12 protein-coding genes are annotated in these 19840 nt (G+C 64.8%); 11 read left to right on the plus strand and 1 reads right to left on the minus strand.

The genetic code is table 11. From position 1 onward, the window contains the following. Positions 1–40 precede the first annotated feature (40 nt). Positions 41–448, minus strand: a complete 408-nt coding sequence (locus M1E10_RS21535; RefSeq protein ID WP_499174817.1) for a DUF1003 domain-containing protein — start codon at positions 446–448, stop codon at positions 41–43. A gap of 523 nt (positions 449–971) precedes the next feature. Between M1E10_RS21535 and M1E10_RS21540 the strand changes: the two genes are divergently transcribed. The 11 genes from M1E10_RS21540 to M1E10_RS21590 all read left to right on the plus strand — a co-directional run bounded on the left by M1E10_RS21540 (position 972) and on the right by M1E10_RS21590 (position 19818). Continuing rightward, positions 972–2399, plus strand: a complete 1428-nt coding sequence (locus tag M1E10_RS21540; protein ID WP_499174818.1) for a glycosyltransferase family protein — start codon at positions 972–974, stop codon at positions 2397–2399. A 196-nt stretch (positions 2400–2595) separates the two neighbouring features. Continuing rightward, entirely contained in the window at positions 2596–5010 is a 2415-nt protein-coding gene (locus M1E10_RS21545; protein ID WP_499174819.1) for a circularly permuted type 2 ATP-grasp protein, read from the plus strand. A 5-nt stretch (positions 5011–5015) separates the two neighbouring features. Then, positions 5016–5891 carry a transglutaminase family protein gene (locus M1E10_RS21550; protein WP_499174820.1) on the plus strand — a complete coding sequence of 292 codons (876 nt, stop codon included), beginning with the start codon at positions 5016–5018 and terminating at the stop codon, positions 5889–5891. A gap of 119 nt (positions 5892–6010) precedes the next feature. Further along, entirely contained in the window at positions 6011–7159 is a 1149-nt protein-coding gene (locus M1E10_RS21555; RefSeq protein WP_499174821.1) for a vWA domain-containing protein, read from the plus strand. Positions 7160–7380: 221 nt separating this feature from the next. Beyond that, positions 7381–9843, plus strand: a complete 2463-nt coding sequence (locus M1E10_RS21560; protein WP_499174822.1) for a glycogen/starch/alpha-glucan phosphorylase — start codon at positions 7381–7383, stop codon at positions 9841–9843. After that, entirely contained in the window at positions 9843–12056 is a 2214-nt protein-coding gene (gene glgB, locus M1E10_RS21565; RefSeq protein ID WP_499174823.1) for a 1,4-alpha-glucan-branching protein, read from the plus strand. Before M1E10_RS21560 ends, glgB begins: the two co-directional genes overlap by 1 nt. Positions 12057–12072: 16 nt before the next feature. After that, complete coding sequence (gene glgC / locus M1E10_RS21570; protein WP_499174824.1) at positions 12073–13335, plus strand: glucose-1-phosphate adenylyltransferase; 1263 nt, start codon at positions 12073–12075, stop codon at positions 13333–13335. Between the two features lie 6 nt (positions 13336–13341). Then, positions 13342–14784 carry a glycogen synthase gene (gene glgA / locus M1E10_RS21575; RefSeq protein ID WP_499174825.1) on the plus strand — a complete coding sequence of 481 codons (1443 nt, stop codon included), beginning with the start codon at positions 13342–13344 and terminating at the stop codon, positions 14782–14784. Positions 14785–14788: 4 nt separating this feature from the next. Then, positions 14789–16417, plus strand: coding sequence for a phosphoglucomutase (locus tag M1E10_RS21580; RefSeq protein WP_499174826.1), 1629 nt, complete (start codon positions 14789–14791; stop codon positions 16415–16417). An 871-nt stretch (positions 16418–17288) separates the two neighbouring features. Then, on the plus strand, positions 17289–19238 hold the full coding sequence (gene glgX, locus M1E10_RS21585; RefSeq protein WP_499174827.1) for a glycogen debranching protein: 1950 nt from the start codon (positions 17289–17291) through the stop codon (positions 19236–19238). A gap of 91 nt (positions 19239–19329) precedes the next feature. Beyond that, entirely contained in the window at positions 19330–19818 is a 489-nt protein-coding gene (locus M1E10_RS21590) for a MaoC family dehydratase (RefSeq protein WP_499174828.1), read from the plus strand. The last annotated feature ends 22 nt before the right edge of the window (positions 19819–19840 follow it).

Genomic DNA, 19840 nt, shown 5'->3' on the forward strand with positions numbered 1-19840 from the left:
TTTTCATGTCCGGGCGGTTCATCGCCCGGTACCCGCCGCCTCATGGTGCCCCACTATCGTCCCTCCATCCGCCGTTGCGCTCCAGAAGCTCGATCTGGATCTGCTGCAGCTCGGCCAGCCGGTTCCACTGGCGCGCCATCTGATGGTCGATCTTCTCGTGCAGCTGACGGATCTCCAGTTCTGCCCGAAGGTTGACCATGTAGTCGCTTTCGGCCCGCTGTCGGTCCTTAAACTCCTGCCGTTTCTGGCTCATCATGATGATCGGCGCCTGCAGGGCGGCGATGCAGGACAGCACGAGATTGAGCAGAATGAACGGATAGGGGTCGAACGCCGTCGACAGCATTCCGGACGCATTGACGAGCATCCAGAGGATGAGGACGGTGCCAAACGTGCCGATGAAGCCCCAGGAACCACCGAAGGAGGCGACCGCATCGGCGGCCCGTTCCACCGAAGGATCGCGGCGGCTCCAGCGCCAGCTCGGCGCTTGATTGCACCGTCGAGGCACCCGTCTCGATGCTGTCGAGCACCCGACGGTCGAGTTCCGAGAGCTCTCCCCGCTCGTCGTTCAGAAGCTTCTCCACATAGCTGCGCCGGCAGCGGGCAAGATCGTCATCGCAGATCATTGGGTCCGTGATCCCGCTCACGTCCTCGGCGATCATTGCCCGAAGGGAAGGCTTCAGATCCTCCAACTTGTGCATCTTTCGGGCCGGATAAGTCTTTCCACAGGCGACGCAGCGGATGACAGACGTCGTATTATCAAAGGATGAAGTATTCATGGACATAGACTTTCTTTGATCGCCGAGAACCGAGTATAGTTGCGTCATTCGCGGAAAGCGATTTCCACGTCTTCTTTCCCACTTGATTTCTCTCGATTTTCATCGTCTGACTTCCCGCTGTTGAAATGAGCCGCTATAGGGTCTCGACAGCGGCGGATTGGTCGATCAGACAGCGAATTTTCAGGGGCGAATGATATGGTTCAGAAGATTACACCCGTGATCATGGCGGGCGGCAAGGGCACGCGTCTGTGGCCCCTGTCACGGGCAAGTGCCCCGAAGCAGTTCATCCAGTTCGTCGGCGACCGGACGCTGTTCCAGGCGACACTGTCGCGCGTCTCCGACCCGGATCTCTACGAACCGCCGGTTGTCGTCACCAATGAAGATTTCCGCTTCCTCGTCGCCGAGCAGGCACGCGAGCTCGGAATCACGCTGGCCGCCACGCTGCTGGAGCCCATGGCGCGCAACACCGCGGCTGCCGTTGCCGCGGCCGCCGTTTTCGTAGCCGAGCGCGCCGGTGAGGACGCGATCCTGCAGGTTCTCGCCTCAGACCACGAGATCGTGGCAGACGACCGTTACTTCGACGCGATCCGAATCGCCCGCGAGACGGCGCTCGCCGGAAAGCTCGTCACCTTCGGCATCAGCCCGTCGGAGCCCGCCACCGGCTACGGCTACATCGAGACCGGCGATGCACTTCCGACCGGCGCCCACGCCGTCAAGCGTTTCGTCGAGAAGCCGGTTCTCTCCGAAGCCGAGCGCATGCTGGCCGCCGGCGGTTTCTACTGGAACTCCGGCATCTTCATGTTCGTGGCAAGCCAGGTGCTGAGCGAGATGGAGACATTCGCGCCGGACGTCGCCGCGGCGGCCCGCGAATCGGTCGGCAAGGCGGTTGCCGATCTCGACTTTGTCCGCCTCGACGCCGGCGCCTTCGCCAGGAGCCCGGACATCTCCATCGACTATGCGATCATGGAGAAGACGAAGAAGGCTGCGGTCGTCCCTGCATCCTTTACCTGGTCCGACCTCGGCAGCTGGGATGCCGTCTGGAAGCTCGGCACCCGTGACGAGGCCGGCAACGTCGTGTCCGGCAATGCCACGCTCGTCGACACCCGCAACTCGCTGGTGATGTCGCGCACCAGCCATCTGGCGGTGCAGGGCCTGGACAATGTCGCGGTGATCGCGAGCGAAGACGCCGTCTACATCGGCCGGCTGGAGGACAGCCAGAACGTCGGCCAGCTGGTCAAGCTGCTCGCCGCCGGCAAGGCGACCTCGGCGCTGACGAAGACGCACCCCACCTCCTACCGCCCCTGGGGCGGCTATACCTCGGTGCTGAACGGCGACCGCTTCCAGGTCAAGCGCCTCTTCGTGCTGCCCGGCAAGAAGCTCTCGCTGCAGAAGCACCACCATCGCTCCGAGCACTGGATCTGCGTCAAGGGCACCGCCGAGGTGACCGTCGGCGACGAGGTGAAGACGGTGCGCGAGAACGAGTCCGTCTACATCCCGCAGGGTGAGGTCCATCGCCTTGCCAACCCGGGCAAGATCCTCCTGGAGATGATCGAGGTCCAGACCGGCTCCTACCTTGGCGAGGACGACATCATCCGTATCGTCGACGAATTCGGCCGCAGCTGATCCGGCACCACCGGGTTCGAAGGCCGGCGCCGCTGCGGCAGCCGGCCTTCCCTGAAGTATCCAACACCTCACGCCGCCGCGGGCCGGCGTGCCGATTGCCGGGCGAATGTGCCGGCTCCACCTTGCTTTCCCCTTCGGCATTGCACACACTCGAACGCGTTCATTCTGCGCCGGCAGCAAGGAGCTGAAAGAGCATATGGCAAAGGCACCGGCAGCAAATCTCGAGCAAACGCCAGCGGGCGGCGACGATCCGGTCCTCGGCTACAGCGCACTCCCCGGCATTGCCGACGAGATGATGGACGCTGACGGCAACATTCGGCCGGTCTGGCAGCAGTTCGTCGCAGCCTTGCGGGGAATGCCCGATGGCGACCTGCAGGAGCGCTTTTCCCGCGCCTCCCGCTATCTGCGCGATGCCGGCGTCTTCTACCGCTCCTATGCCTCCGGAGATACCGCGGAGCGCAGCTGGCCGCTCTCCCATATCCCGGTGCTGATCGACGAGACGGAGTGGGCTGAGGTCTCAGCTGGGCTCGTCCAGCGCGCCGACCTGATGGAAGCGGTGCTGGCCGACATCTACGGCGAAAACCGGCTGGTGGCGGAAGGCTTCGTGCCGCCGGCCCTGATTGCCTCCAATCCCGAGTTTTTGCGGCCGCTGGTCGGCGTCCAGCCGGCGGGTGGCCATTACCTGCACTTCTGCGCCTTCGAAATCGGCCGCGGCCCGGACGGCACCTGGTGGGTACTGGCGGACCGCACCCAGGCGCCCTCGGGCGCGGGCTTCGCACTGGAAAACCGCGTCGCCACCACCCGCTCCTTCTCCGACGTCTACGCCGAGATGCACGTCCATCGGCTGGCCTCCTTCTTCGGCAGCTTTCGCGATGCACTGCAGGCACGCCGGCAGTCGCCGGACGACCGCATCGCCGTCCTCACCCCGGGTCCCGCCAACGAAACCTATTTCGAGCACGCCTATATCGCCCGCTATCTCGGCTTCATGCTGCTGGAGGGCGAGGATCTGGCGGTGGTGGACCGCAAGCTGATGGTGCGCACCGTCGCCGGCCTGAAGCCGCTCAGTGTTCTCTGGCGCCGCCTGGACTCCTCCTATGCCGATCCCCTCGAGCTCGACCAGACCTCGCATATCGGCACGCCCGGCATGGTCGAGGCGTTGCGCTCTGGCTCCGTCACGCTCGTCAATGCGCTGGGCTCCGGCATCCTGGAGACCCGCGCGCTCCTCGCCTTCACGCCCGCTATCGCCCGGCGCCTGCTCGGCGAGAAGCTGAAACTGCCCTCGATCGCCACCTGGTGGTGCGGCCAGGGCGCCGAGCGCGAGCATGTGACGCGCAACATCGAGCGCATGGTCATCGGGCCTGCCTTCTCCACCCGCCCCTTCTTCGACGACGACAGCCAGTCGGTGCTCGGCCTGTCGCTGCGCGATTCCGCCCGCGACTCGATCAGCACGTGGCTCGCCAGCGATGGCGCCAAGCTCGTCGGCCAGGAGGTCGTGACGCTGTCGACGACGCCGGCCTATGTCGACGGAAGGCTGGTGCCCCGGCCCATGTCGCTGCGCGTCTTCGCAGCCCGAACCGAAAGCGGCTGGCAGATCATGCCCGGCGGCTTTGCCCGGATCGGCGCAGGAGACGACGTGGCGGCGATCGCCATGCAGGCGGGCGGAACCGCCGCGGATGTCTGGGTCGTCAGCCAGGCGCCCGTCGCCACGCCGACCCTCCTGTCGCCGGAGGGAACCTTTGCCCGCGCTGCGGCCGGCAGCCTGCCGAGCCGCGCCGCCGACAACCTGTTCTGGCTCGGGCGCTACACGGAACGGGCCGAAGGCGCCCTGCGCATCACCCGCGCCTGGCACCAGCGCTACGCGGAGGCCGCCGACCCGAACCAGCCGCTGCTCGCCGATGTCGCGCGCTATCTCCACGAAGGTGTCGGCATCGACCCCGCCGTCGGTATTCCCGCGCCGCTGTTGCGCAGCATCGAAAGCGCCACCTACGCGGCCGGCAACATCCGCGACCGCTTTTCCCCCGATGGCTGGCTGGCGCTGAACGATCTTGCCAAGACCGCCCGCCGCTTCCACGACACCGTCAATCCCGGCGATGACGCGGCCCATGCCATGACCGTGCTGCTGCGCAAGCTTGCGGGCTTTGCGGGCCTCGTCCACGAGAACATGTACCGCTTCACCGGCTGGCGCTTCCTGTCGATCGGCCGCTACATCGAGCGCGCCCTGCACATGACGCGGCTGCTCGGCCACATGTCCGGGCGCGAGCCCCCCGATGGCGCCTTCGACATGCTCCTGGAGATCGGCGACAACGTCATGACCCACCGCCGCCGCTACAACGTCAACACCACCCGGCTGACGGTGACCGACCTGCTGGCGCTCGACCCGATGAACCCGCGCTCGATCCTGTTCCAGTTGAACGAACTGCGCACCGAGGTGGAGCAGCTGCCCAATGCCTATGCGGACGGGCAGATGTCGCCACTGTTTCGCGAGATCATGCGCCTGCAGTCCGGGCTCGTCGTCATGACCGCCGAGGATATGACCCCGGCGGTTTACCTGAAGCTCGAGCGGGATCTGGGGCATCTGTCCGAAACGCTCGCCCGCACGTATCTGGCGTAACCGTCATGCTCTACGACATCTCGCTCCGCATGCTCTATGCATACGACACGCCTGCTTCCAACGCCCGGCACGTGATCCGGCTGATGCCGCTCGTCATCCCCGGCCGCCAGATGCTGATCTCAGGCTCGCTGGACTTCACCCCGTCGCCCGAGGAACGCAATACCTTCGCCGATTTCTTCGGACAGCCGACCACCTCGGTGATGCTGCGCGCGCCGCACCGGCGTCTCGACATCCGCATGCAGGCGCGGGTAAGCGTCGAGGACCCGCCGGTGACCGGCACATCCACCCTGCTGAAGCGGCTGCCGCAGGAGCTGGCCGCCCTCTGGTCGCTCGGCGCCGACACGCCCCACCATCTTGCAGGACCCAGCCCCCGCGCGCCCGCCACCTCCGAGATTGCCGATTTCGCCAGGGATTTCGCCCGGCCGGATGAAACGGTCCGGGACATCGCGGTCGCCCTCTGCGAGCGGATCTACCACGAATTTTCCTATGACGGAGACGCCACCCACGTCGATACCACCCCTCAGCAGGCCTTCCGGCTGAAGCGGGGCGTCTGCCAGGATTTCGCCCATGTGATGATCGTCGCGCTGCGCAGCCTGGGCATTCCCGCCGGCTACGTCAGCGGCTTCATTCGCACCATCCCGCCGCCGGGCAAGGAACGGCTGGAGGGCGCCGACGCCATGCATGCCTGGGTGCGCGTATGGTGCGGCGACGAGGTCGGCTACATCGAGCTCGACCCCACCAACAACATCCCGGCCGGCACCGATCACATCGTCGTCGCCTGCGGCCGCGACTATGCCGATATCGCCCCCGTCGTGGGTGTCCTGAAGGGGGCAGGAAGCCAGAAGATCGATCAGGGCGTCGACGTCATCCCGCTGCAATAGCCCTGCGCTTGCGGGATTATCGCGCCAATTGCTAAAACACGACGCACCCGTTTAGGTGTTCTTACACGACTTCTTGCTACCACTTGCTGGCAGTTCAGGTGAATGGACGGGAAGGCGCGATGAAGATGTGGCAACAGTTGGCGCGGCTGCGTGATGACCGCAGCGGCAATTTCGGCATCATGACGGCAATCCTGCTCCCGGTCCTGCTGGGCGTCGGCGGCGTTGCTCTCGATCTGACCAATATGATGATGTCGAAGACCCAGCTCCAGGAAGCCGCCGATTCCGCCTCTCTGGCCGCCGCAACTGCCCTTGCGAACGGCGAGGTCGCCGATGAAGCTGCGGCCGAAGCTTTGGCCAAGCAGTTCTTTCTGGGCCAGATGGGCAACTATATGGGTGCCGACGCCGCCAACACGCTGGGCGCCAGCACGGACGTGGACGTTAACACGACGACCAGCACGACCGGAAAAAAATTCACGGTTTCTGTCGGCACCAGCTACAATCTCGCGCTCACACCGCTGATGGGCGTGTTGGGCTACCAGACGATGAATATCGCGACGAATAGCGTTTCGACGAGTGGGACTGAGAAAAAGACGGACGCGCTTTCTCTCTACCTTGTGCTCGACCGCTCGGGGTCGATGGGTGAGGATTCAAAACCCCAGGTCCAGAGGTGCTCGGTAATCTTCGGCTATAAATTCTGTTATATGGTTACGCTCAAGAAGATAGAAGCATTGAAAGAAGCAACCAGCAATCTCCTTGCGGAGCTGGCGAATGTTGACCCTGATCGCAAGTTTGTGCGAACGGGTGCAGTATCGTACAACGATAAAATGCAGTCTCCATCGCCGCTGAAATGGGGAACAGCAGACGCTCTGACGTACGTAAACGCGCTGCCGGCCGACGGGATGACAAACTCCGGAGAAGCTGTCGAGACGGCCTATACGTCTCTCGCGAATCCGCTCGAGAACAGCTACCATAAGAACACTAACGGGGACGGCGATCCTTCAAAGTACATCGTGTTCATGACCGATGGCGAAAACAATATTAACGGTGCAGACACCAAGACATTACGGGCTTGCAAAAACGCAAAAGATGCTGGCATGGAAGTATATACGATCGCCTTCATGGCTCCAGCAGCTGGTCAAAAGCTTCTTGCCGAGTGTGCCTCTACCGCGTCGCATTATTTTCAGCCCGAAAACGCCACGGCCCTGATCGAAGCGTTCAAGGCCATTGGCCAGAAAGCGGCCAAATCCGCAACGCGACTGAGCAGCTGATTGCGCGACCTACGCAGCATCAAAACCCGCCCTCACCGGCGGGTTTTCCTTTTGCCATCGCCCTCTCCAGACACCAACGCGCCGGCCCGACTTTTTTCCGCCACCCCAATCGCTTGGTTGCAAGCGTCCGCCAAGGATGCGTACACTGACGGCGACGCAAATCAGGACTGATGGACCCGCCAGGACCTCCCATCCTGCCCCACCAGAAGAGTTGGCAAGCCATGGAAAACACCCGCCCTAACGTCGACATCCCCCAGCCGACGCCGCGCAGCACGCAGCCGGAAATCCTCGCCGCGGAAATCATCGAACGCCTCACCTACCGCATCGGCAAGGATGCCCAGGTTGCCAAGCCGCACGACTGGCTGACAGCGGCGATCCTGGTTGTGCGCGACCGCATTATCGACCGCTGGATGGAATCCACCCGCCGCGTCTACCGCTCGGGCGACAAGCGGGTCTATTACCTGTCGCTGGAGTTCCTCATCGGCCGGCTCCTGCGCGATGCCGTCTCCAATCTCGGCGTCATGGCGGAGCTGAAGGAAGCGCTCGCCTCCCTCGGCGTCGATATCAACGTGATCGCCGGTCTCGAGCCGGATGCGGCCCTCGGCAATGGCGGCCTCGGCCGTCTTGCCGCCTGCTTCATGGAGAGCATGGCGACCGTCGACATCCCCGCCTATGGCTACGGCATCCGCTACGTCCACGGCCTCTTCCGCCAGCAGATGGCCGACGGCTGGCAGGTCGAGCTGCCGGAAACCTGGCTTGCCCACGGCAACCCCTGGGAGTTCGAACGCCGCGAAAGCTCCTACGAGATCGGCTTCGGCGGCTCGGTGGAAACGATCGGCGGCTACGACGATCCGCCGCGCTACGTCTGGAAGCCAGCCGAGCGCGTCATCGCCACCGCCTTCGACACCCCCGTCGTCGGCTGGCGCGCCCATCGCGTCAACACGCTGCGGCTCTGGTCGGCGCAGCCGATCGATCCGATCCTGCTCGACGCCTTCAACGCCGGCGACCACATCGGCGCGCTGCGCGAAAGCAACAAGGCCGAAAGCCTGACCCGCGTCCTTTATCCGGCAGATGCCACGGCCGCCGGCCAGGAGCTGCGCCTGCGCCAGGAGTATTTCTTCTCCTCCGCCTCGCTGCAGGACATCCTGCGCCGCCACCTGCAGCAGTATCCGGATTTCACCAATCTGGCCGACAAGGTCGCCATCCAGCTGAACGACACCCACCCGGCGGTCTCGATCGGCGAGATGCTGCGCCTGCTGATCGACGTCCACGGCATGGATTTCGAAGAGGCCTGGGAGATCACCCGCAACACCTTCTCCTATACCAACCACACGCTTCTGCCCGAGGCGCTGGAAAGCTGGCCGGTGCCGCTGTTCGAACGTCTGCTGCCACGCCACATGCAGCTCGTCTACGCCATCAACGCCAAGATCCTGATGGAAGCCCGCAAGGAGAAGCGCTTCACCGATACGCAGATCCGCTCCATCTCGCTGATCGACGAGAACGGCGACCGGCGTGTGCGCATGGGCAACCTCGCCTTCGTCGGCTCGCATTCGACGAACGGCGTCTCGGCGCTGCACACAGACCTGATGAAGGTCACCGTCTTCTCCGACCTCCACACCCTCTATCCAACTCGCATCAACAACAAGACCAACGGCATCACCCCGCGCCGCTGGCTGATGCAGTGCAACCCGGACCTGACCTCGCTGATCCGCGACACCATCGGCGAGAAGTTCCTCGACGACACCGATGCCCTGCGCGATCTCGACGCCTATGCCGATGACGCATCGTTCCAGGAGAAGTTTGCCGCCATCAAGCGCGCCAACAAGGTGCAGCTCGCCAATCTCGTCGGCAGCCGCATGGGCGTGCGCCTCGATCCGTCGGCCATGTTCGACATCCAGATCAAGCGTATCCACGAGTACAAGCGCCAGCTCCTCAACATCATCGAGGCCGTCGCCCTCTACGATCAGATCCGCTCGCATCCCGAGCTTGACTGGGTGCCGCGCGTCAAGCTCTTCGCCGGCAAGGCGGCGCCGAGCTATTACAACGCCAAGCTGATCATCAAGCTTGCCAACGATGTCGCCCGCGTCATCAACAACGATCCCTCGGTGCGCGGCCTCCTGAAGATCGTCTTCATTCCGAACTACAACGTCTCCCTGGCGGAGATCATGGTGCCCGCGGCCGATCTCTCCGAGCAGATCTCCACCGCCGGCATGGAAGCCTCCGGCACCGGCAACATGAAGTTCGCGCTGAACGGCGCGCTGACCATCGGCACGCTCGACGGCGCCAATGTCGAGATGCGCGACCACGTCGGCGAGGACAACATCGTCATCTTCGGCATGACCGCCGAAGAGGTCGCCAATGTCCGCGCCGCCGGCCATGAGCCACGCCCGATCATCGAGAACTCGCGGGAACTGGCACAGGCACTCAACGCCATCGCCACCGGCGTCTTCTCGCCGGACGACCGCTCCCGCTTCGCCGAACTGATGGACGGCATCTACAATCACGACTGGTTCATGGTGGCCGCCGACTTCGACGCCTATGCCGCCGCGCAACGCACCGTTGACCAAATCTGGAGCGACCCTAAATCCTGGTATTCGAAGACAATTCGCAATACCGCCCGGATGGGATGGTTCTCCTCTGACAGAACTATTCGCCAGTACGCGTCGGAGATCTGGAGAGCCTGATGACAAGATCGCCCCTGGCTGTCGACGACGGAAGAGCCCCTGGCGAAATTCCGTCGTCGGAGATCGAGGCGATCCTGGAAGGGCGGCATGCCAATCCCTTCGCCGTGCTCGGTATCCACCAGCTGCCGGGCGGCTGCCACGTCCGCTGTTTCATTCCCGGCGCTGAGGCCGTCGACGCCTTTGCGCTGGACGGAACATTGCTCGGGGAATTGAAGCAGCGTCACGAGGCGGGCTTCTTCGAGGGGCCGGTCTCGGCCGAAAACCTGCGGCCGATCCGCTACCGCGCCCGCCGCGGCGACGATGAATGGGCCGTGACCGATCCCTACAGCTTCGGCCCGGTGCTCGGCCCCATGGACGACTACTTCGTCCGCGAGGGGTCGCACCTGCGCCTCTTCGACAAGATGGGCGCCCATCCGATCCGCCACGAAGGTGTCGACGGCTTCCATTTTGCCGTCTGGGCCCCCAATGCCCGGCGCGTCTCGGTCGTCGGGGACTTCAACACCTGGGATGGCCGCCGCCATGTGATGCGCCTGCGCGTCGACACCGGCATCTGGGAGATCTTTGCCCCGGACGTGACGGTCGGTTCCTCCTACAAGTTCGAGATCGTCGGCAAGGACGGCAACCTGCTGCCGCTGAAGGCGGATCCCTACGCCCGCCGCGCCGAGTTTCGCCCGAAAAACGCCTCCGTGACGACGCCGGAGCTAAAGCAGGACTGGGACGACGCGGCGCACCGACGCCACTGGGAGAAAGCCGATCATCGCCGCCAGCCGGTCTCCATCTACGAGGTCCACGCCGGCTCCTGGCAGCGCCGCGACGACGGCACATTCCTCAGCTGGGACGAGCTCGCCTCGCGGCTGATCCCCTATGTCACAGACATGGGCTTCACCCACATCGAATTCCTGCCGATCACAGAGCACCCCTACGACCCCTCCTGGGGCTACCAGGCGACGGGGCTGTACGCGCCCTCCGCCCGCTTCGGCGACCCGGAAGGCTTTGCCCGCTTCGTCAACGGCTGCCACAAGGTCGGCATCGGCGTCATCCTCGACTGGGTGCCGGCGCACTTCCCGACCGACGCCCACGGTCTCAGCCATTTCGACGGCACCGCACTCTACGAGCACGAGGACCCGCGCAAGGGGTTTCACCCGGACTGGAACACGGCGATCTACAACTTCGGTCGCCTGGAGGTCCTGTCCTACCTGATCAACAATGCCCTCTACTGGGCCGAGAAGTTCCATCTCGACGGGCTGCGTGTAGATGCGGTCGCCTCGATGCTCTACCTTGACTACTCGCGCAAGCACGGCGAGTGGATCCCCAACGAATACGGCGGTCGCGAGAACCTGGAGGCCGTGCGCTTCCTGCAGCAGCTCAACAGCCTCTCCTACGGCAACCATCCGGGCGTCATGACGATCGCCGAGGAATCCACCTCCTGGCCGAAGGTCTCGCACCCTGTCCACGAAGGCGGTCTCGGCTTCGGCTTCAAGTGGAACATGGGCTTCATGCACGACACGCTGAGCTACATGAGCCGCGATCCTGTCCACCGCAAGCACCACCACTCCGAGATCACCTTCGGCCTCGTCTACGCCTTCTCGGAAAACTTCGTGCTGCCGCTCAGCCACGACGAGGTGGTACACGGCAAGGGCTCGCTGATTGCCAAGATGACCGGCGACGACTGGCAGAAGTTCGCCAACCTGCGCGCCTACTACGCCTTCATGTGGGGCTATCCGGGCAAGAAGCTGCTGTTTATGGGCCAGGAATTTGCCCAGTGGAGCGAGTGGAGCGAGGCGAAAGCCCTCGACTGGAACCTCCTGCACTACCACCAGCACGAAGGCATGCGCCGCCTCGTGCGCGATCTGAACAGCGCCTACCGCTCCAAGCCCGCGCTCCATGCCCGCGATTGCGAGCCGGAGGGCTTCCAATGGCTGATTGCCGACGACGACGACAATTCCGTCTTCGCCTGGGTGCGACTGGCGCCCGGCGAAAAGCCGGTGGCGGTGATCACCAATTTCACGCCCGCCTATCGGGAAAATTACCGAATCCCATTGCCAACCGCAGGCCGGTGGCGTGAAATTCTCAACACCGACGCCGAGATCTACGGCGGCAGCGGCAAAGGCAACGGCGGACGGGTTCAGGCCGTCGATGCGGGAGGAACCATAAGCGCGACCATGACTTTACCGCCGCTGGCGACAATCATGCTCGAACTGGAACAGGCATAATAAAGGAGGGGGGATCATGGAAGACAAGAGATACCAGCCGCTGGCGCGCGACGCCATGGCTTACGTATTGGCAGGCGGCCGCGGCAGCCGCCTGAAGGAACTGACCGACCGACGCGCCAAGCCCGCCGTCTATTTCGGCGGCAAGGCCCGCATCATCGACTTTGCGCTGTCCAACGCCATGAACTCCGGCATCCGCCGCATCGGCGTGGCCACCCAGTACAAGGCGCATTCGCTGATACGCCACATGCAGCGCGGCTGGGGCTTTTTCCGCCCGGAGCGCAACGAGAGTTTCGACATCCTGCCCGCCTCGCAGCGCGTTTCGGAGACGCAGTGGTATGAGGGCACCGCCGACGCCGTCTACCAGAACATCGACATCATCGAGACCTACAACCCGGAATACATGGTCATCCTGGCCGGCGACCACGTCTACAAGATGGACTACGAATACATGCTCCAGCAGCATGTCGATTCCGGTGCCGACGTCACCGTCGGCTGCCTCGAGGTGCCGCGGATGGAAGCCACCGCCTTCGGCGTCATGCATGTCAACGAGAAGGACGAGATCATCGACTTCGTCGAGAAGCCCGCCGATCCGCCGGGCATGCCCGACAAGCCGGACTTCGCGCTCGCCTCCATGGGCATCTACGTCTTCCACACGAAGTTCCTGTTCGAAGCGCTGCGGCGCGACGCCGCCGATCCGTCCTCCAATCGCGACTTCGGCAAGGACATCATCCCGTGGATCGTCAAGAACGGCAAGGCGGTCGCCCACCGCTTCGCCAATTCCTGCGTTCGCTCTGATTTCGAGCGCGAGTCCTACTGGCGCGACGTCGGCACCATCGACGCCTACTGGCAGGCCAACGTCGACCTGACGGCGGTGCTGCCGGAGCTCGACATCTACGACAAGTCCTGGCCGATCTGGACCTACGCCGAAATCACCCCGCCGGCCAAATTCGTCCACGACGACGAGGACCGTCGCGGCTCGGCCATTTCGTCCGTCGTCTCGGGCGACTGCATCATCTCCGGCTCCAGCCTGCACCGCAGCCTGCTGTTTACCGGGGTCCGTGCCAATTCCTATTCGCGGCTCGACGGAGCGGTGGTGCTTCCCAACGTCCGGGTCGGTCGACGGGCACAGCTTCGCAATGTCGTCATCGATTCCAATGTCACCATTCCGGAAGGCCTCGTCGTCGGCGAGGATCCGGAACTCGATGCCAAACGCTTCCGCCGCACCGAAAGCGGCATCTGCCTGATCACCCAGCCGATGATCGACAAACTGGATCTGTAACGCCGCATGAACGTCCTCTCGGTCGCATCCGAAGTCTATCCGCTGGTCAAGACCGGGGGGCTCGCCGACGTGGCGGGCGCCCTGCCGCTGGCGCTACGCACCCATGGCATCCGCACCCGCACCCTGGTTCCGGGCTATCCGGCCGTCATGGCGGCGGTGAAGGGCCTCACGCCCTGCCTCCGTTTCGACAACCTCATGGGCCACCCGGCGACGGTGCTGGAAGGAGAGCACGACGGGCTCGACCTTTTCGTCCTCGACGCGCCTGCGCTGTTCGACCGGCCGGGCGGCCCCTACTTGGGCACGGACGGTCTCGACCATCCCGACAACTGGCGCCGCTTTGCAGCGCTCGCCAAAGCCGGCGCCGATATTGCCCTTGGGCAAATGGAAGGCTGGCGGCCCGACCTCGTGCATCTGCACGACTGGCAGGCCGGACTGTTGCCGGCCTATCTTCGCTATGCCGGCAGACCCGTGCCGCCGAGCCTCATGACGATCCACAACATCGCCTTCCAGGGCCGTTACGGGGTCGACATCTTTCCCCATCTCAGCCTGCCGCCGGATGCCTATTCGATCGAAGGCATCGAGTATTGGGGCGGCGTCGGCTACCTGAAGGCAGGCGTGCAGGCAGCCACCGCGATCAGCACGGTCAGCCCCACCTACGCCGAGGAAATTCTCACCGGCGACTTCGGCATGGGCATGGAAGGCGTGCTCGCCTCCCGCGCCGGCGACCTGCACGGCATCGTCAACGGCATCGATGCCGATGTCTGGAACCCGGAGCGCGACCCGCTGCTGAAGGCCAATTACAGTGCAGCCAACCTCAAGAACCGGGGCACGAACAAGCGTGCCGTCGCCGAACGCTTCGTCCTCGAGCAGGCGGACGGCCCGCTGTTTTGCGTCGTCTCGCGACTGACGGGGCAGAAGGGCATGGACATGCTCGCCGAATGCGTCGGCGATCTCGTGAGCCAGGGCGGCCGGCTCGCCGTCCTCGGCTCCGGCGAGCCCTGGCTGGAAGACGCCTTCCGTCACGCGGCGACACGGCACCCCGGTCGCGTCGCCATCGTCACCGGCTACGACGAACCGCTGTCGCATCTGATGCAGGCCGGCGCTGATGCCATCCTCATCCCCTCCCGCTTCGAGCCCTGCGGTCTGACACAGCTCTACGGCCTGCGTTATGGGTGCGTGCCGGTCGTCACCCGCACCGGCGGGCTGAACGACACTGTGATCGACGCCAATCCGGCAGCGCTCGCCGCCAGGGTCGCCACCGGCATCAGCTTCGGCCCGACGACCGCCGACGGCCTGCGCCGTGCCTTGCGCCGCACCTTCCGCCTCTACGGCGATCAGAAGGCCTGGCTCGGCATGCAGAAGCAGGGCATGAAATCCGACGTATCCTGGGACAAGAGCGCCGGCCTCTACGCCGAACTCTACGCCCGACTGACAACGAAAGGTCGATGAGACGATGATCAGGACGGTTGCAACCACGCCCTTCAAGGACCAGAAGCCCGGCACCTCCGGCCTGCGCAAGAAGGTCCCTGTCTTCGCGCAGGAAAACTATGCGGAGAACTTCATCCAGTCGATCTTCGATTCGCTCGACGGCTTTGCCGGAGAGACGCTGGTGGTCGGCGGTGACGGCCGCTACTACAACCGCGAGGTCATCCAGAAGGTGCTGAAGATGGCGGCCGCTGCCGGCTTCGGCAAGGTCATGGTCGGCCAGGGCGGCATCCTCTCCACACCCGCCGCCTCCCACGTCATTCGTAAATACGAGGCCTTCGGCGGCATCATCCTCTCGGCGAGCCACAATCCCGGCGGCCCGACCGAAGACTTCGGCATCAAGTACAACATCGGCAACGGCGGCCCTGCCCCGGAGAAGATCACCGAGGCGATATTCGAGCGCTCGAAGACGATCGAGGAGTACAAGATCGCCGACGCCGCCGATATCGACCTCGACACGGTCGGCAGCTTCGACCTTGCCGGCATGGCTGTGGAGGTCATCGATCCGGTCGCCGACTACGCCGCGCTGATGGAGGAGCTCTTCGATTTTGCTGCCATCCGCGACCTGATCTCCGGCGGCTTCCGCGTCGTGATCGATTCCATGGGCGCCGTCACCGGCCCTTATGCCCGGGAGATCCTGGAGAAGCGGCTGGGCGCCCCGGAGGGCTCCGTCCGCAATGCAACCCCCCTGCCCGATTTCGGCGGCCATCACCCGGATCCGAACCTCGTCCACGCCAAGGACCTCTATGACGACGTGATGAGCGCGCTGGGGCCCGACTTCGGTGCCGCCTCCGATGGTGACGGCGACCGCAACATGGTCGTCGGCAAGGGCATGTTCGTCACCCCCTCTGACAGCCTCGCCATCATCGCCGCAAACGCCAGATGCGCGCCCGGCTACAAGGACGGCATCGCCGGCATCGCCCGCTCGATGCCGACGAGTGCGGCGGCCGATCGCGTCGCCGAAAAGCTCGGGCTCGGCATGTATGAGACGCCGACCGGCTGGAAGTACTTCGGCAACCTGATGGACGCCGGCAAGGTGACCGTCTGCGGCGAAGAAAGCTTCGGCACCGGCTCTTCCCATGTGCGCGAGAAGGACGGCCTCTGGGCGGTCCTCTTCTGGCTGAACATCGTGGCCGCCCGCCAGGAAGGCGTCGCCGCCATCGTCCGCAAGCACTGGGCGGAATATGGCCGCAACTACTACTCCCGCCACGACTACGAGGAAGTCGACACCGAGGCCGCAAACGGCCTGATGGACGCATTGCGCGAGAAGCTGCCATCGCTCCCCGGCCAGACCTTCGGCGACCTGACGGTCGAGGCGGCCGACGACTTTGCCTACACGGACCCGATCGACGGCTCCGTCAGCACCAGGCAGGGCATCCGTGTGCTGTTTGAAGGCGGCAGCCGCGTCGTCTTCCGCCTGTCGGGAACCGGCACCTCCGGCGCCACGCTGCGCCTCTACGTAGAGCGCTACGAGCCGGACGCCTCCCGCCACGATGTCGAGACGCAGGCGGCCCTTGCCGACCTCATCTCCGTCGCCGACGAGATCGCCGGCATCGCCAGCCGCACCGGCCGCGCCGGCCCGACGGTCATCACGTGACACGCCGAAGAAAACGCCGGCATCGCCACGGGCCGATCTCCCCCCTTGTGGGGGAGATGCCCGGCAGGGCAGAGGGGGGTATCCTCCTCACCCCATCTTCACGATCGCCCCTGCCGCACCGCCTTTACCTCCCTCTGTCACCTTCGGTGACATCTCCCCCACAAGGGGGGAGATCCTGGGAGCCTGGCCGCACCGACGGCAATCACCTGACACTCAGAAAAGAGCGCCGGCATCGCCACGGGCCGATCTCCCCCCGTGTGGGGGAGATGCCCGGCAGGGCAGAGGGGGGTTCCGCCCTCGCACCATCTTCAACATCCCATCCGCCGCACCGCCTTCACCCCCCTCTGTCACCTTCGGTGACATCTCCCCCACAAGGGGGGAGATCCTGGGAGCCTGGCCGAACCAACGGCAATCACCTGAAACGCAGCAAAGAACGCCGGCATCGCCACGGGCCGATCTCCCCCCGTGTGGGGGAGATGCCCGGCAGGGCAGAGGGGGGTTCCGCCCTCGCACCATCTTCAACATCCCATCCGCCGCACCGCCTTCACCCCCCTCTGTCACCTTCGGTGACATCTCCCCCACAAGGGGGGAGATCCTGGGAGCCTGGCCGAACCAACGGCAATCACCTGAAACGCAGCAAAGAACGCCGGCATCGCCACGGGCCGATCTCCCCCCGTGTGGGGGAGATGCCCGGCAGGGCAGAGGGGGGTGGCTTCCTCGCACCATCTTCAACATCCCGTCTGCCGCACCGCCCCTACCCCCCTCTGTCACCTTCGGTGACATCTCCCCCACAAGGGGGGAGATCCTGGGAGCCTGGCCGCACCGGCTCAGTCTCCTTCGGACGGCAATGTGAGATTGGGAGACATTGGTGGTGACAGCGGAAATCCTCGGAGCAACCCTGCCGGCCGCCGGCGCCGACTTCGCCGTCTGGTCCGAACACGCCGACAGCATCGAGCTCTGCCTCTTCGACGACAGCGGCACCCGCGAGACCGCCCGCATGCCGATGCAGCGCGGCGAAGGCGACATCCACCGAGTGTCCGTGCCCAATGTCGGCGCCGGCACCCGCTACGGCTTCCGCGCCCATGGCACCTATGATCCCGACCGCGGCCTCTGGTTCGATCCCTCCAAGCTGCTCCTTGATCCCTGCGCCACCGAGATCGACAGGCCCTTCGCCTACGACAGCCGTCTTGGCCAGTTCGGCGTCGACACCGCCGGCCTGATGCCGAAGGCGATCGTCTGCCGGCATGAGCCTCTCGCCAAGGAGCCACCCCGTTTCCGCACCGGCGGCCTGGTCTACGAGGTCGCCGTGCGCCCCTTCACCATGCTTCATCCGGACGTTCCCGAAGACCAGCGCGGCACCGTCGCCGCCCTCGCACATCCTTCCGTCATCGCCCACCTGAAGCGCATCGGCGTCGATGCGGTGGAGCTGATGCCGATCACCGCCTGGATCGACGAGCGCCACCTGCCGCCGCTCGGGCTTACCAACGGCTGGGGCTACAATCCGGTCGGCTTCATGGCGCTCGATCCGCGGCTCGTGCCGGGCGGCATTGCCGAACTGCGCCAGGCGGTCTCTGCCCTCCACGCGGCCGGCATCGGCGTCATCCTCGACCTCGTCTTCAACCACACCGGCGAAAGCGACCGCGCCGGCCCGACGCTCTCGCTGCGCGGCCTCGACAACCTCGCCTGCTTCCGCCATGTGGACGGCCATCCCGGCACGCTGGTCAACGACACCGGCACCGGCAATACGGTCGCCTGCGACCATCCCTTCGTGCGCCGCCTGATCCTCGACAGCCTGCGCCACCTCGTGGTTCACGCCGGAATCGACGGCTTCCGCTTTGACCTTGCCCCGATCATCGGGCGCGGCCCTCATGGCTTTTCGGCCGAGAGCGAAACGCTGAAGGCAATGATCGAGGACCCGATCCTCGTCGACCGGCTGCTGATCGCCGAACCCTGGGACATCGGCCCCGGCGGCTATCAGCTCGGCAACTTTCCGCCGCCCTTCCTGGAGTGGAACGACCGCGCCCGCGACGACATGCGCCGCTTCTGGCGCGGCGACCGCTGGACGATGGGCGATCTCGCCACCCGGCTGGCGGGCTCCTCCGACATCTTCGCCCGCCACGGCCACCACCATACCCGCAGCGTCAACTTCGTCGCCGCCCACGACGGCTTCACCCTGATGGACATGGTCTCCTACGAGAACCGCCACAACCAGGCCAACGGCGAGGAAAACCGCGACGGCCACCACGACAATTTCTCCTGGAACAACGGCACAGAGGGCGAGACAGACGATCCGTTGATCCTGACCGCACGCCGCCGCGATGTCATGGCGCTGCTCTCGACGCTGTTCTTGACCCGCGGCGCCATCATGCTGACCGCCGGCGACGAGGCCGGCCGCAGCCAGGGCGGCAACAACAACGCCTATTGCCAGGACAACGCCATCACCTGGGTCGACTGGGCCGCACTCGACGACGAATTGATCGAGCACACAGCCATGCTGTCAGGCCTGCGCCAGCGCTTCTCGGTGTTTTCCGAATGCGGCTTCTTCGTCGATGCGGGCGACGACATCGACTGGCTGAAAGCCTCCGGCGAGCCGATGACGCCCGAGGACTGGCAGGACTCCGACGCTTCCGTGGTGGCCGTTGTCCTGAAGACGCTCGATCGCCGCACCGGCCAGACCGTGCGCCTTGCCGCTATCTTCAACCGCAGCCGGGAAACCTGGCCTTTCGTGCTGCCGGGAAGCGGCTGGCGCAGCCTGCCCGACGAGGCCAGCTGGGATGGGGCAGCTCTCGCCCGTTCGGTCACCTTCTGCATCGCGACCTGAGGCAGGCCGCGCTGCACTGCACGCGCCGCCTACCCAAGCGGCGCAAACTCTGTACATTGCTCTCTCGGCGAAGCGGAATCAGTGAGGGACGATGGCACGAGAAATATCGCTGGCGGATGTGCCGGGTCTGATCGGTCAGGTTCTCGGGATCTCGGAGTGGATCCTCGTCGACCAGCCGATGATCGACCGCTTCGCGGACGCCACGCTTGACCACCAGTTCATCCATGTCGACCCCGCACGGGCAGCGGCCGAAAGCCCCTTCGGCGGCACGATCGCCCACGGGTTTCTGACGCTGTCGCTGATGTCGGCGATGAACTTCGACTGCCTGCCGAAGATCCGCGAGCAGACCATGGGGCTGAACTACGGCTTCGACAAGATCCGCTTCATGTCGCCGGTGAAGTCCGGCAGCCGGGTCAGGGGCCATTTCACCCTGAGCGGCGCGCGGTTTCGCGGCGCCGGCATGCTGATGACCACCTATGACATTTCGGTGGAAATCGAGAACGAGAAGAAGCCGGCATTGACCGCCAGCTGGATCACCATCGTGCAATTCGACCCCAAGGACCGGTCGCCGGAGGTCTAAGGCCGCAGCAGCATACGCATCC

This window comes from Rhizobium sp. PK7-22 (assembly GCF_056530405.1).

Bases quoted from the DNA above. Each gene is read 5' to 3' on its own strand.
- M1E10_RS21540 (WP_499174818.1), top strand. From the start codon at position 972: ATGGTTCAGAAGATTACACCCGTGATCATGGCGGGCGGCAAGGGCACG.
- M1E10_RS21545 (WP_499174819.1), top strand. From the start codon at position 2,596: ATGGCAAAGGCACCGGCAGCAAATCTCGAGCAAACGCCAGCGGGCGGC.
- M1E10_RS21550 (WP_499174820.1), top strand. From the start codon at position 5,016: ATGCTCTACGACATCTCGCTCCGCATGCTCTATGCATACGACACGCCT.
- M1E10_RS21555 (WP_499174821.1), top strand. From the start codon at position 6,011: ATGAAGATGTGGCAACAGTTGGCGCGGCTGCGTGATGACCGCAGCGGC.
- M1E10_RS21560 (WP_499174822.1), top strand. From the start codon at position 7,381: ATGGAAAACACCCGCCCTAACGTCGACATCCCCCAGCCGACGCCGCGC.
- glgB (WP_499174823.1), top strand. From the start codon at position 9,843: ATGACAAGATCGCCCCTGGCTGTCGACGACGGAAGAGCCCCTGGCGAA.
- glgC (WP_499174824.1), top strand. From the start codon at position 12,073: ATGGAAGACAAGAGATACCAGCCGCTGGCGCGCGACGCCATGGCTTAC.
- glgA (WP_499174825.1), top strand. From the start codon at position 13,342: ATGAACGTCCTCTCGGTCGCATCCGAAGTCTATCCGCTGGTCAAGACC.
- M1E10_RS21580 (WP_499174826.1), top strand. From the start codon at position 14,789: ATGATCAGGACGGTTGCAACCACGCCCTTCAAGGACCAGAAGCCCGGC.
- M1E10_RS21590 (WP_499174828.1), top strand. From the start codon at position 19,330: ATGGCACGAGAAATATCGCTGGCGGATGTGCCGGGTCTGATCGGTCAG.